Genomic DNA, 12,707 nt, shown 5'->3' with positions numbered 1-12,707 from the left:
CGTCGCCGCACCCGCAAAATAGGAGCATAAAAACATCTCTATCATCGTTTTTCCTTTCATTAAATTTGCGCTGATTTAAAGCGCTCGTAAAGCTTGGCCGCAATGACTGCGAGCAAACGTATTTCAAAACGAGTAGATTAAATTCTACCGCGCCCACAAAGCAAGCACACGATGAAAAATGGCGCGGGCAGAATTTCGCCGATAAAAGGGCAAAAATTTACCGCCGCGGCGGTCGCAAGCTACGCTGAAGCCTAGGCTAGATGGCAGCGCAAACCGCTCCACAATCACCAACTGCCTGACGGTTTCAAACTTCACTAAAACGACGCGAACCGATCAAATCGAGCTGGCTAGAGGAGTCTATCAGAGCGAACGATCAAAACTATCAAATCAAGCCGATCAACCGAACCGACTAAAGCAAGTCAGCCAAGGCAAAACGGCTAGTGCTTTTTATCTTTAAAAAATCTAACGATCTTAGCCTGCAGCTTGAACCACTCGCTAAGCTCCATTATAGGCTGCCCTGCGTAGTTTTTGCCACCCGTTAGATCCTTGCTTATGCCGCCGCGCGCCGCGATCTGAGCGAAATCGCCCACGCTTACGTGCCCGCCGCTGCCGCTCTGTCCGCCCATCACGACGTTGCGCCCAAGCGTCGTCGAACCCGCAAGTCCTACCTGAGAGACGATGAGACAGTTTTGCCCAAGCTCGCAGTTGTGCCCGATCTGAACGAGATTGTCGATCTTGCTACCGCGCTTAACGATCGTCGAGCCAAATACCGCGCGGTCGATCGTCGTGCACGCGCCGATCTCGACCTCATCTTGCAGCACGACGTTGCCGTTGTGATAAATTTTAACGTGCTCGCCCGTTTTAGTGTGTGCATAGCCGAAACCGTCGCTTCCGATGACGGCGTTTGCGTGGATTATGCAGCGCTCGCCGATGATCGTGTCATTGTAGATGACGGCGTTTGCGTGGATTATGCAGCCGTCTCCGATATGCACGTCATCGCCGATATACGCGCCGCTTAAAATGACGCAATCCTCGCCGATCGTAGAATTTGCGCCGATATGCACGCTCTGCCCGATCTGCGCGCTAGCGGCGATCTTTGCGGGCGCGCCGCTGCGAATGAGCGGCTTAGCAAAATGCGCGCTTAGGATCGCAAAGGCTAGATGCGGATTTTCGCACTCTAGCACTCGCACGCCGCTTGGGGCTGCGGTGCCGATTTTTACTAGCACGGCGGCCGCTTTGGTGGCAGATAAAAATTTCTCGTTTTTGTCGCTGTCGCAGTAGCTCAGCTCGCTTTGCCTTGCGTTTTGAAGCGAATTTATCGCGGTAATCTCCGCATCCGCTCCGCTAAGCTCTATGTTTAAAATTTCGGCAATTTTGGATAATTTCATTTGCGCTCCTTTGATTAAATTTTATCGCCGCTTACATATCCAGCGCGACGCTGCCGCCGCGTACGATGTCGATCGGATTGTATTTTTTTATCGTCTTTAAAAATCCATCGATGCGGTCTGCGTCGTCGCACGCCATGATGACGATCTTGCTGTCGTCGCTGTTTGCGATGCTGCCGTTGTAGGCTTTTAAAACTGCATCGAGCCCCGCTAAATTTTCGCCCAGCGCGATCTTTACCAAAACCATCTCCTTTTCGACGAATTTTGCATCATCGATGACCTTGTAGACGGGGATCAGCTTATGAAGCTGCTTAGTGATCTGCTCTATGACGCGCTCATCGCCCGAAGTGACGATGCTAAGGCGCGATAGACCGGTGTTTGGGATCGGTGCAACGGTAAGGCTGTCGATATTATAGCCGCGCCCCGCAAAAAGCCCTGATATTCGCGACAAAACGCCGTGCTCATCGGTAACGACGACCGATATTACTCTTCTTATGCTATTCATCTTTACGACTCCTGCTCAAAAATCATATTATAAAGCGCGCCGCCCGCGGGCACCATCGGCCAGACGTTTTCGAAGCGATCGATCTTAGCCTCGATGACACTTACTTTCTTACTCGCAAGAGCCTGCTTCAGCGCATCTTCGAATTCCGCTTTGGTGCTAACGCTAAAGCCCACGCCGCCGAAACCCTCGACAAGCTTTACAAAATCAGGTTGCGAGCTAAGATCGGTCGATGAGAAACGCTGCCCGTAAAATAGGCTCTGCCACTGCCGCACCATGCCTAAGAAATTGTTGTTTAAGACGATATTTACGACGTTTAGGCCGCTCGCGCTAGCAGTCATCAGCTCTTGGATATTCATCAAAATCGAGCCGTCGCCGCTGAAATTTATAACGGGCCTATCTCCCGCATAGGCCTTCGCGCCCAATGCCGCAGGAAGGCCGTATCCCATCGTACCCTGCCCGCCGCTACTTAGTAGAGTGCGCGGCTTGCAAAACGGATAAAACTGTGCGACCCACATCTGATGCTGACCCACGTCCGTAGCGATGATAGCATCCTCGCCAGCGATTTTTGCGGTACTTTGGATAACCCACTGCGGCTTTAAAATTTCATCGCTGTCGTTAAATTTAAGCGGGTGAATTTCATCGTATTTGCGGATGAGCTCGCGCCACTGCTCGAAATTTTTAGGGCTGACCTCGCTTTTAATGCGCGGCAGCATCTCCTCTAACACCGATTTCACATCGCCCACGATCGGATAATCCGCGTTTATAATCTTAGAGATCGAGCTAGGATCGATATCGACGTGGATAATCTTTGCGTTTTTGCCAAATTCGCTAAGCTTACCGGTGACGCGATCGTCAAATCTCGCGCCCAAGCAAATTATCAGATCAGACTCGCTAAGCGCCATATTTGCGGCGTAGCTGCCGTGCATTCCGACCATACCTAAATTTAATTTATCGTCGCTTCGCACGGCTCCTAGCGCCATAAGGGTTTGCACGACCGGGATCTGCGCAAACTCGCTAAGCTCGCGCACCAGCTCGCTTGCACCCGCGCTGATGACGCCGCCGCCGATGTAGAGGATAGGCTTTTTGCAGTTTGCGATTAACTCAACGGCTTTTTTGATCTGTTTAGCGTTGCCTTTATAATTCGGCTTATAAGTCTGCATCTTGATTTCACTAGGATATTCAAAAACGCCTAGCTTCGCCGTTACGTCTTTGGGAATATCAACGTGCACGGGCCCCGGTCTGCCGCTGCGAGCGATGTAAAAGGCTTCTTTTAAAATTCTAGGCAGCTCTTCGATCGTTTTAACTAGATAGTTGTGCTTGACGCAGGGGCGTGAAATTCCGATCGCATCGATCTCTTGAAAGGCATCGGTACCGATAAGCGAGGTCGCCACCTGCCCGCTGATAAGCACTACCGGGATGCTGTCGCTATACGCCGTAGCAAGCCCCGTAAGCGCGTTCGTAAAGCCTGGTCCGCTCGTGACGACTGCTACGCCGACCTTGCCGCTAGCGCGCGCGTATCCGTCCGCAGCCATCGCCGCAGCCTGCTCGTGGCGCACCAAAATGTGTCTGAAGTATTTTTGTTTGTAAATTTCATCATAAATATTCAGCGCCGCGCCGCCCGGATAGCCGAAAACCACCTCGACCCCCTCCTGCCGCAACGCCTCCACGATCATCTGCGATCCGCTAATTTCTTTCATACGCCCATCCTGTTTCGTTGGAATAATTTTGTGATTATATTATTTTGTAAATTAAATTTCACAAATTTTAGGCGCTAAATCGGGTCGAATTTAAAATTTAATAGCAGCAAGACGGGGCAAAATTTCAGAATTTAGCGAGAGTAGAAAAGGCAAATTTAAAATTTATAATGCGGCTGGATTTCGGATTTAAAATTTTAAAGTGCAGATTTTATCTTGACAAAACACAGCGCATCAGTTTTAACATAGAATTTTAGATTGAAATTTTACCACGCTAGGCTCGATTAAATTTACAAAATTCTTTGAAATTTTATCGTAGCGCAGAGCGATGCCAGCGTAAATTTTAAATTCCATCGCTACAAAATTTTAAAATTTAGCCGTAAATTTAGGGCGGGCGGAATCTCGATTATAAAATTCTAAAATTCCGCCCGCGTAAAATTAAATTTTAAAAACCCTATTGTACGCCGACGCTAACGCAGTCGCCGCTTTGCGGATCGCAATTGCCGAAGCTTGTGACGCTACTGGATCTTTTTGAGCGGATCGTTCCCATATGCATAGGCACCGGCATGTTACGGCGCGAGCTTCCGCCAATTTCGCTATCGCTCATACTATTAGAACTTCTCCTGCGAGAATAATCATCACGCGGAGGAGGAGGTGGCGGTGGAGGAGGCGGTTTTATACCTCCGTTCGGAGGTGGTGGCATGCCGCCAGGAGGCGGGGGAGGCGGTGGCATCATACCACCAGGTGGCGGTGGCGGAGGAGGAGGCAGCATGCCGCCGCGTCTATCATATCCTCGTGGAGGAGGAGGCGGAAAAGTACCGGTTTCAGTAATAGTGATGCCGTTTCCGTAATTTTCCACGCGCCTGTAAGTAGAGCCTCCGTAAACCGTGCGGGTGCGGGTCTTTTCGACTACGACTATATCGCGATCAGGCTGCACCGGCTGCTGCACGTTAGCTCTAGGCGATATTTCAAAGCTCTTCTGCAGTTTAGCAGTATCGTAACTTGCAAAGCCGTTGATGCCCTTTAGCTCATCTGCACTTGAAATTTCGCGCTTTTGGCGGTATTGCATAAGCATATCCGCCCTACCCGCATCAAGCCCGCCGATCGTCATCAGCTCGTAGCGACTAGCTTCATTTATGTTGATTTTCGCCGCGGCGAGGCTCACTAAAAGAGCCAAAATCACTAAATTTTTCATGTGCGCTCCTTTGTTGGAAGTTACGAAATTCTAAACCCTCACGATAAATCTTTGATTAACACGCAAGCAAAATTTTGCTACAATTGCCTATCTTATTTCAAAGGATCAACCGATGAACGGAATTTTGCTCCTATGCGACGAACCCGCCGCCTACCAATCCGAGCTAAAAAAACTAGATAAAATTTTATCCATGAGCTTTCACAACGTTTTGCAACTTTGCATCGCTGGCGATAATGCCCTTTTTAGCAGGAGTGAGCTTGAAAGAGCGCTTGCAAACGGGCAGGATGAGCGCGTGCGAAAGGCGGCGATAGAGCGCTTTACGCAGATTTTAGAGCAATGCAATTTTGTGCTGGTTCACGGCGTAGCGGGAGCCGATCTGCGCGAGCTAAATTTACAAATCGCAAAGGATCTAAATATCCCCGTTTGCGGATTTTATCCTAACGAAGTTGCCGCGCGCATCGGCACGCGCTTGATCGCCGCAGCAAAAGCGGTAAGCTTTGCCAGCATATATGAGGATAAAATTTCATTTTCCGTGCTAAGACCTGCGCAAGATGGTGCAAATTCTAAAAAATCGGAGCTTTGCGGCAAAAATTCCGCTTGCGAAAGCGATGCAAAATTTCACGACGAAAATTCTGCTTGCCAAAGCGGCGCGATAGAGCTTGATAAAGTCATTGCCGACAAAAGCTACTTCACGGACGCCGCAAACTCCACGCGCTGTGAAATTCTAACCCCGTTGAAATTTGAAAGCAAGCTCTACGCCAAGGCTCGCGCGAACGTTAAAACCGTCGTGCTTCCAGAAAGTGACGATGAGAGAATTCTGCGCGCAGCCGCGATTATAAAACAAAGCGGTGCGGCAAATTTGATCCTTTTAGGGCAGCAAGATCAAGTGCAAAAAAGCACAAACAAGCTAGGTCTCGATTTAGCGGGCGTTAAAATTTTAGATCCGCAGACGGATGCGAGCTTGGAAAAATTTGCGCTTGATCTTTATGAGCTTCGCAAGGCGAAGGGTATGAGCGAGGCGCAGGCACGCGATTTAGTGCGCGATCGCACCTACTTCGGCACGATGCTCGTGTATGAAGGGCTAGCCGATGCGATGGTAAGCGGTGCCGGCACGACTACTGCGGAGACGATCCGCCCCGCACTTCAAATCATCAAGACAAAGCCCGGCATCGCAAGCGTTAGCGGCGCGTTTATAATGTGCCTGGATACGCAGGCTCTGCTTTTTGCCGACTGCGCCGTAGCGCCGAGCCCGAGCGCGGAGTATCTGGCAGGTATCGCGATCTCAAGCGCCGCGACCGCAAAGGCGTTCGGGTTTGAGCCGCGTGTGGCGATGCTGAGCTACTCTAGCGGCGATAGCGGCAGCGGAGAGAGCGTAGAATTTATCAAAACGGCGACGCAAAAAGCGCGCGAAAAGGCGCCGGGGCTCACAATCGACGGACCGCTGCAATTCGATGCCGCAGTCGATGCCGCAGTCGCTAAGAAAAAAATGCCGGGCTCTTCGGTCGCAGGGCGTGCGAACGTATTTATCTTCCCCGATCTTAACTGCGGAAATATCTGTTACAAAGCCGTGCAGCGCACCGCAGGCGCCGTGGCGATCGGGCCGATTTTACAGGGCTTAAAAAAGGCGGTAAACGATCTAAGCCGCGGCTGCAAGGTCGCCGATATCGTAAATACGATACTTATCAGCGCAATTCAAGCGGGAGAGAATTAATGGATATCCTAGTCATAAATTCCGGCTCGAGCTCGGTTAAATTTAAATTCCACGATATGCTAAATCACGCCTGCATCGCGAGTGGGCTCATCGAGGAGATCGGATCGACGCACGCAAGCGGAAGCATCAATTGCGCCAATGGACGAAGCATAAAGGTTGAAAACGAGCAAATTCCAAATCACGAAACCGCGATCGCAATCGCGATTGATCTTTTAAAACAAAGCGGAGTAATCAAAGATCTAACTCAAGTAGGCGGCATCGGGCATAGAATAGTCCAAGGTGCGGATTATTTCGACGCTCCTGCACTCATAGATGAGGACGTAATGGCTAAAATCGCCGAGCTTGCGCCGCTTGCACCACTACACAATCCCGCAAATTTAGCGGGCATCAAATCCTGCCTAAAGATCGCTCCTAAAATTCCAAATGTCGCAGTTTTCGATACGATCTTTCATCAAAGCATCCCACCGTATGCGTATATGTACGCGCTGCCGTATGAATTCTACGAAAAATATAAGGTTCGTCGCTACGGCGCGCACGGCACGTCGCATTGGTTCGTCTCGACGATGGGAGCGAAATTTTTACGTAAGAAATACGAAAACTTCAACGCCATTACGCTACATCTTGGCAACGGCTCTAGCGTGAGCGCCATAGAAAACGGCAAATGCATCGACACCTCAATGGGGCTAACGCCGCTTGAAGGCATCATCATGGGCACCAGATGCGGCTCGATCGATCCCGCTATCATCCCATACATCGAGCGCGTCGCGGGCTACAACGCGCAGGATATGGATGTTATAATGAACAAAAAAAGCGGACTTTTGGGCATCTGCGGCGCAAGCGATCTGCGAAAAGTATATGAAAAGATGGAAGGCGGCGAGCCACGCGCGAAACTCGCGTTTGAGATGCTCGTGTACAGCGTCGTTAAGATGATCGGAGCGTATTATGCCGTGCTCGGGCGCGTGGACGCTTTGATCTTTACCGGCGGTATCGGCGAGAATGCGCCGCATTTTAGGCAAAATGTCTGCGAGAAGCTCGCTCATATCGGCATCGAAATCGATGCGACAAAAAACGCAAAAAATACCGGCTCGATTAGAAATTTAAGCGCGGCGGATAGTAAAATCAAAACGCTCGTAATCCCCACCAACGAGGAACTTGCGATCGCTGAAGCTACGGTCGATACGATCAACAAAAACTCCGCGCAGATCGACTATCAGAAATACTCGGAATTTTAAATTCTATCTAGTGAGGTTCTGCGGTTATTTTGCGAGCAGCAACGCCAACTTGCCTTTTTCGTTAAGCAATTAAATTTTAGGTTTTGGCTGCGAGCTTGCGTGAAATGAAAGGGCTTTCTTTATTTTAGTGGCTTTCTGGCTAAGACGATACGAGAAATTGCTACGCTACGCGCGGGTTTAAATTTTATTTGTCGCTTCCGATAAGGCTTAAATTCTTTCTCGGAAGAGGCGGAGCGGAAGGGGCTATACTTGCGAAGCGCCCTTTTTACTTTGCCTGGGCCTCGCCTCGCGACCTCAAGCAGACCCCACCGCCCCAACCTGCATCTGCCTCACTGCGCGTTAGAAGCGGCGAGACTTTGTTTGTAAAAAAGCATTGCTCGGTTAAATTTAATAAATTTTATTTCAAATTTGACCGCAAAATTCCAAAACAGGTCCTTATTGTGAAATTTACCGGATAATAAGGCATAAAATTTTAAAATTTAGCGCAAGCCGGGTTTTGGCACGCAAACTTTATTAAAGGAGCGAACGATGAGCGATTTGCCGAATTCACAAGGCGCGCAAGAGCAAGATACGCCGTATCCCGATACGAAATTCACTAAATTTTTCGGGCGGCTTTACGCGGCGGTTTTTGTGCTGTTTGCGATCACGGCGCTTAGCGTATTCGTGCTGCCCGAAAATATTTTAGACGCAAGCGCGGCATGCGCGGACTTCGTTAAATTTATGAAGCGGTTTTTTCCAAACATCGCCGCGATCGGCAAAATAAGCCCGCATACGCAGCTTGCGGAATTTTACGTCGCGGCATTGTGGGTACCTATTTTAACGGCTTTCGCGCTAAGCTGCGTGTATTGTCCGATCGCCACATTCTTATACAAAAAAGAGCTTCCCGCCGTCAAGACGCAGCTATTTGTGATATTACTCGCTATACCTTTCGCTTACTGGGCATTAAACAATTATTTCTACGCCGATTTTGCCGTAAACGGCATCCCACACAGAGTAGGCAGCGGACGGACGTTTCCAACTTTTGCGAGCAGAGAGAGCCTATTTGGCTGGATATCGTTTTTCACAGCCACCTCGATGTTTATGAGTATGCTTGTCGTGATTTCGCTTAGCGATATAGTCCACTGGATATATCTATCGAGAAATAAAAGCTAAATTTTATAAAATCGCGGACGAATAACATTCCGCACCCATAACTTTTAGGGTCATTTTACGAGCGCAAAGCGAGCGGGCGATAAAATTCCGCGCTCCGTTTTAGAACAAAAACAAGCGACGATTAAATTTAAACGCCCCCTGCGATTAGATAGTCTTTGCGCGGAATTTAAGCGACCAAGCGACGATTAAATTTAAACCGCAAGCGGCCGCTTTTAAATTTTAAATTTCACTAAATTTTAAAATTTTATTCGCACCACGTAAGGCGAAAGGTCGTTATCTCGCCCGGCACGCTGTCGTAGGAGATAGAAAAGGAGTATTTTTTGCAGACCTCGCTTACGATGCTAAGCCCGATTCCAAAGCCGCCCTCGCTTGAGTTAAAGCGCGCAAAACGCCTAAAAATTTCGTCGCCCCTTTTCCTATCGATCCCCTCGCCGCTGTTTGAGATCGCTAGCTCGCCGCGCCTTAGCCGCACATCCACGTAGCCGCCTGCATCGGCGTATTTTACGGCGTTGCTTAGCAAATTGTCGATGAGGCGCGAAATTTCATAGACGTTTGCATTCATACTCGCATCCGAAAGATCGGTTTTAAGGCTAAGCCTGCGCTTTTGAATAAACGGCGCGAAGTATTCGCAGCGCGAAGCGACGAGGCTTTTTAGATCGATTGAGCTAATCTCGCCATCCTTATTCATACCGAAGGTCAAAAACACGAGATCCTCGTAGATGCGCGAAAGCGTCTTAGCGGCAAGGTCGATATTAGCGACGCGCTTGGCGTTGTATTCTCCAAGCTCTGCGTGCCGCATCGTCTCAACGCTCATAGAAATAATGCTAAGCGGAGTATTGATCTCGTGAGTACTATCCTTGATGAAGCGATTTAGCGTGTCAATCTTATCGTAAAGCGGCTTGGTGCCTAGCCGCACCAGATAAAACGCCACGGCTAGGATTACGCCCAAAAGCGCTATCATCATCGCTGCAGTTTTGATACGAAGCGTTAAAATTTCGCCCTGCACGCTACTTCCAAGCAGAATGATTTTAGCCTTGGAAAAGGCGTTTCGCTCCTCCATATTTTGCAGATTTTCATAAATTCCTAGCCTTCCGCCACTTATAAATTCCGCCTTTAGCTTCGCTTTATCAAGTGCTCCAAGCTCACCGCCGCAGCCGTAAATTTCATCAGAGTTTGGCTTAAATATGCACGCACTCACGCCCTTTTCGCGCTCAAAGTCCGCTAGCGATTCCAGCCCATCCATACTTGCTTTCATATAGATCATCATTTTGATCTCTTTTAGCTCTTTTATCCTGTGCGAAAGTAGCGCGGCTTCGTTCATCCTGTAATTTATCTTGAAAAAATATCCTAAAAATAATGCGCTTGAAATGAGATATAAAGATAGAATTTTAAGCGTTAAAGCGGTCTTTTCAGACATACAGATACCCTGCGTTGCGGCGATTTATGATATGCTCTTCGCCTAGGATGCGGCGCAAATTTTTGATATAAGTTCGCAGCGCTTCTTCGCTTGGCGTTTCGTTAAAAACATAGATCGCGGAGAAAATTTCATCCTTGCTTAAAAGCCTGTTTTTATTTTGTAAAAAAAGTGCCAGCAGCTCGCGCTCTTTGTTTGAAAGCGCGACGGGCACGCCCGATCTGCGTAGCTCTTTGCTTGCAAAGTAAAATTTAAACTCGTCGTCAATAGTTACAAAATCATCAAAATTGTGGCTGAAGTTTCGCTTTATGAGAGAATTAACGCGCAGCAACAGCTCTTTTAGCTCGTATGGTTTTTTGAGATAATCATCGCAGCCGCTTTTAAAACCAACCTCAAGATCATCAAGCGTATTTAGCGACGTGGCGAATATCGCAGGGGTGCGATCGCCGCTCTTGCGTAGCTCTTTTAAAAGTGAGAATCCGTCGCCTTTGGGGATTTTTACGTCAAAGATAAAAAGATCAAATTTTTGTTCATAAGCAAGATCCGCGGCGCTTTGAGCGTCGCTGCAAACGCATACGTCAAAGCCCGCGTCTTTTAGATATTCGCCGATGAGATCGCAAAGGGTCTCATCGTCCTCTACGAGTAAAATTTTACTCACTACATCTCTTTTTTCATCTCTTTTTTCATTTCGCCTTTCATCTCATCCTTCATATGTTTACCCTCTTTCATAGCATCCTTGTGCATATCTTTCATGTCGCCCTTCATCTCTTTCGCACCATTATGCATTGATGTATTGGCGTCCTTCATCTCATCTTTCATGCCCATGTCGGCAGCTACGGCAAAAGTGCCAGCAAATAGCGCACTAAGCGCAAACAAAGTAAGTTTTTTCATTACGTACTCCTTAAAAGAAATTAGCGGAATTATACTTCCGTAAAAGTGAAGTATGTGTGAAATTCCGAAAAAAATTCAAATTTAAATTTAAACGCCTGTAATTTCAAACGCGGAGCGGCTTAAATGCGCTCGGTCGGTCGCGATCTCTGAAATTTAAATCGCTCGCTACGGCTAGTCGAATTCTAAACGCGAATCAAAGCTAGCGAGGGCGCACGCCAACAGCGCATTGCCGAGCTTATTTTATCGAGGCAAAATAGAAATTTAAACCGCCGGCTAAACTAATTAAATTTGTAATGCCACGACTAATGCCACGACGCGATCGTCAAATCAAAAACACCGAGCCAGCCTTTGAGTTCGCGACCTCGCGCGAGCTTTTAAATTCGCCATGCCGCATAAGCCCTTAAATTTAGTGCAGCGCAAGCGCACAGGGCGCGAAATCGCACCTAGATCGCGGCGCAGCTTTTGATCTCATCCTCGCTTACGATCTCATAGATCACGCCAGCGTTTTTGATAAACTCCTCCACGCGCGCGACGTGAGCGGGCTCTACGTTGATCACGAGGCTTCCGACGACGTTTTTATCGAGGCGCTCAAGCTTGCCCCAGACGATGTTAAAATTTATCTCTAAAGCACGCGCCATATGCGTGATCACGCTGTCAAACGCGACTGCTGGCGGGAAAAAGAGCCTGATATTTACGCCGCTTGCGGGCAGCACCTCCTCCTCGCCCAAAAACTCCTTCATATTCTCATCCGGATGCAAAAATAGCGAGACGATATCGCCCGAGTTGCTCACGCGTCCGCCCTTAAGCAGGATCGCTCGCTGCGCGATGCCCTTTACGACCTCCATCTCGTGCGTAACGAGCACGATCGTGATGCCGAGCTCGCGATTAATGCGGCGCAGAAGCGATAAAATTTGCGCGGTGGTGTTGGGATCAAGAGCCGAGGTCGCCTCGTCGGAAAGCAAAATTTTAGGGCTTAATGCAAGCGCGCGCGCAATCGCCACGCGCTGTTTTTGTCCGCCGCTAAGCTCGCTGGGATAGGCGTTTGCTTTATCTGCAAGCCCTACGAGCTCCAAAAGCTCGGCGACGCGGCGCTTCGCATGGTCATTCGAATAGCCCCAAAATGCTAATGGCGTGGCGACGTTTTGCGCGACGCTGCGGCGGCTCATTAGCGCGAAGTGCTGAAAAATCATACCGATATTTTTGCGCAACTCACGGATCTGAGCGGCGCTTAGCTCTCTTACCTCCCTGCCCTCGACCTTGAGGCTTCCTTCTTGATAGTCCTCAAGGCCGTTTATGCAGCGCAGCAGCGTACTTTTACCCGCGCCGCTGCGACCGACGATGGCAAAAATTTCGCCCTGCTTTACCTCCAGACTCACATCGTCGATCACGCAGGTTTTGCCGTAAAATTTCTTTAAATTCTCTATCTTTATCACTCAAAATTCCTCGTTCATAATTCCGCCGAAACGCCCCCGGAAATTTATAAAATTTCGCGCCTTAGCTCATCTGCGCTCTTTGGCGAAAGAAGCGC

General features: G+C 48.9%; 11 protein-coding genes. 3 read left to right on the top strand and 8 right to left on the bottom strand.

Annotated features, from left to right (window positions below; genetic code table 11):
- Nucleotides 1–437: 437 nt before the first annotated feature.
- The 4 genes from lpxD to Q0144_RS08335 all read right to left on the bottom strand — a co-directional run bounded on the left by lpxD (nucleotide 438) and on the right by Q0144_RS08335 (nucleotide 4,779).
- Nucleotides 438–1,388 (bottom strand): UDP-3-O-(3-hydroxymyristoyl)glucosamine N-acyltransferase, encoded by a 951-nt coding sequence (gene lpxD, locus Q0144_RS08350; RefSeq protein ID WP_298063263.1) that lies wholly within the window; start codon nucleotides 1,386–1,388, stop codon nucleotides 438–440.
- 31 nt (nucleotides 1,389–1,419) lie between these two features.
- Nucleotides 1,420–1,890 carry an acetolactate synthase small subunit gene (gene ilvN, locus Q0144_RS08345; RefSeq protein ID WP_297916700.1) on the bottom strand — a complete coding sequence of 157 codons (471 nt, stop codon included), beginning with the start codon at nucleotides 1,888–1,890 and terminating at the stop codon, nucleotides 1,420–1,422.
- Between the two features lie 2 nt (nucleotides 1,891–1,892).
- Nucleotides 1,893–3,587, bottom strand: coding sequence for an acetolactate synthase large subunit (locus tag Q0144_RS08340; RefSeq protein WP_298063258.1), 1,695 nt, complete (start codon nucleotides 3,585–3,587; stop codon nucleotides 1,893–1,895).
- 451 nt (nucleotides 3,588–4,038) lie between these two features.
- Nucleotides 4,039–4,779 (bottom strand): helix-hairpin-helix domain-containing protein, encoded by a 741-nt coding sequence (locus tag Q0144_RS08335; protein WP_298063256.1) that lies wholly within the window; start codon nucleotides 4,777–4,779, stop codon nucleotides 4,039–4,041.
- A 112-nt stretch (nucleotides 4,780–4,891) separates the two neighbouring features.
- On the opposite strand from Q0144_RS08335, the gene pta reads away from it, so the two are divergent.
- The 3 genes from pta to Q0144_RS08320 all read left to right on the top strand — a co-directional run bounded on the left by pta (nucleotide 4,892) and on the right by Q0144_RS08320 (nucleotide 8,874).
- On the top strand, nucleotides 4,892–6,490 hold the full coding sequence (gene pta / locus Q0144_RS08330; RefSeq protein WP_298063253.1) for a phosphate acetyltransferase: 1,599 nt from the start codon (nucleotides 4,892–4,894) through the stop codon (nucleotides 6,488–6,490).
- Nucleotides 6,490–7,722, top strand: coding sequence for an acetate kinase (locus Q0144_RS08325; RefSeq protein ID WP_298063249.1), 1,233 nt, complete (start codon nucleotides 6,490–6,492; stop codon nucleotides 7,720–7,722). Before pta ends, Q0144_RS08325 begins: the two co-directional genes overlap by 1 nt.
- A 528-nt stretch (nucleotides 7,723–8,250) precedes the next feature.
- Nucleotides 8,251–8,874 carry a hypothetical protein gene (locus tag Q0144_RS08320; protein ID WP_298063246.1) on the top strand — a complete coding sequence of 208 codons (624 nt, stop codon included), beginning with the start codon at nucleotides 8,251–8,253 and terminating at the stop codon, nucleotides 8,872–8,874.
- Between the two features lie 244 nt (nucleotides 8,875–9,118).
- Here the strand turns inward: Q0144_RS08320 and Q0144_RS08315 are convergent, their stop codons facing one another.
- The 4 genes from Q0144_RS08315 to Q0144_RS08300 form a co-directional block, all read right to left on the bottom strand.
- A complete protein-coding gene (locus tag Q0144_RS08315) occupies nucleotides 9,119–10,291 on the bottom strand; it encodes a HAMP domain-containing sensor histidine kinase (protein WP_298063244.1) in 1,173 nt (390 codons plus the stop codon).
- Entirely contained in the window at nucleotides 10,284–10,946 is a 663-nt protein-coding gene (locus tag Q0144_RS08310; RefSeq protein ID WP_297881100.1) for a response regulator transcription factor, read from the bottom strand. Before Q0144_RS08310 ends, Q0144_RS08315 begins: the two co-directional genes overlap by 8 nt.
- Nucleotides 10,946–11,179: a hypothetical protein gene (locus tag Q0144_RS08305; RefSeq protein WP_291936948.1), complete on the bottom strand. Its 234-nt coding sequence runs from the start codon at nucleotides 11,177–11,179 to the stop codon at nucleotides 10,946–10,948. Before Q0144_RS08305 ends, Q0144_RS08310 begins: the two co-directional genes overlap by 1 nt.
- 443 nt (nucleotides 11,180–11,622) lie before the next feature.
- Nucleotides 11,623–12,612 carry a methionine ABC transporter ATP-binding protein gene (locus tag Q0144_RS08300; RefSeq protein WP_297924140.1) on the bottom strand — a complete coding sequence of 330 codons (990 nt, stop codon included), beginning with the start codon at nucleotides 12,610–12,612 and terminating at the stop codon, nucleotides 11,623–11,625.
- Nucleotides 12,613–12,707: the final 95 nt, after the last annotated feature.

Source organism: uncultured Campylobacter sp. (genome assembly GCF_938045345.1).
Classification (GTDB): Bacteria; Campylobacterota; Campylobacteria; order Campylobacterales; family Campylobacteraceae; genus Campylobacter_B.
This window is presented reverse-complemented; position numbering and strand designations above follow the sequence as displayed.

Bases quoted from the DNA above. Each gene is read 5' to 3' on its own strand.
- lpxD (WP_298063263.1), bottom strand. From the start codon at position 1,388: ATGAAATTATCCAAAATTGCCGAAATTTTAAACATAGAGCTTAGCGGA.
- Q0144_RS08335 (WP_298063256.1), bottom strand. From the start codon at position 4,779: ATGAAAAATTTAGTGATTTTGGCTCTTTTAGTGAGCCTCGCCGCGGCG.
- Q0144_RS08305 (WP_291936948.1), bottom strand. From the start codon at position 11,179: ATGAAAAAACTTACTTTGTTTGCGCTTAGTGCGCTATTTGCTGGCACT.
- Q0144_RS08315 (WP_298063244.1), bottom strand. From the start codon at position 10,291: ATGTCTGAAAAGACCGCTTTAACGCTTAAAATTCTATCTTTATATCTC.
- Q0144_RS08340 (WP_298063258.1), bottom strand. From the start codon at position 3,587: ATGAAAGAAATTAGCGGATCGCAGATGATCGTGGAGGCGTTGCGGCAG.
- pta (WP_298063253.1), top strand. From the start codon at position 4,892: ATGAACGGAATTTTGCTCCTATGCGACGAACCCGCCGCCTACCAATCC.
- ilvN (WP_297916700.1), bottom strand. From the start codon at position 1,890: ATGAATAGCATAAGAAGAGTAATATCGGTCGTCGTTACCGATGAGCAC.
- Q0144_RS08320 (WP_298063246.1), top strand. From the start codon at position 8,251: ATGAGCGATTTGCCGAATTCACAAGGCGCGCAAGAGCAAGATACGCCG.
- Q0144_RS08325 (WP_298063249.1), top strand. From the start codon at position 6,490: ATGGATATCCTAGTCATAAATTCCGGCTCGAGCTCGGTTAAATTTAAA.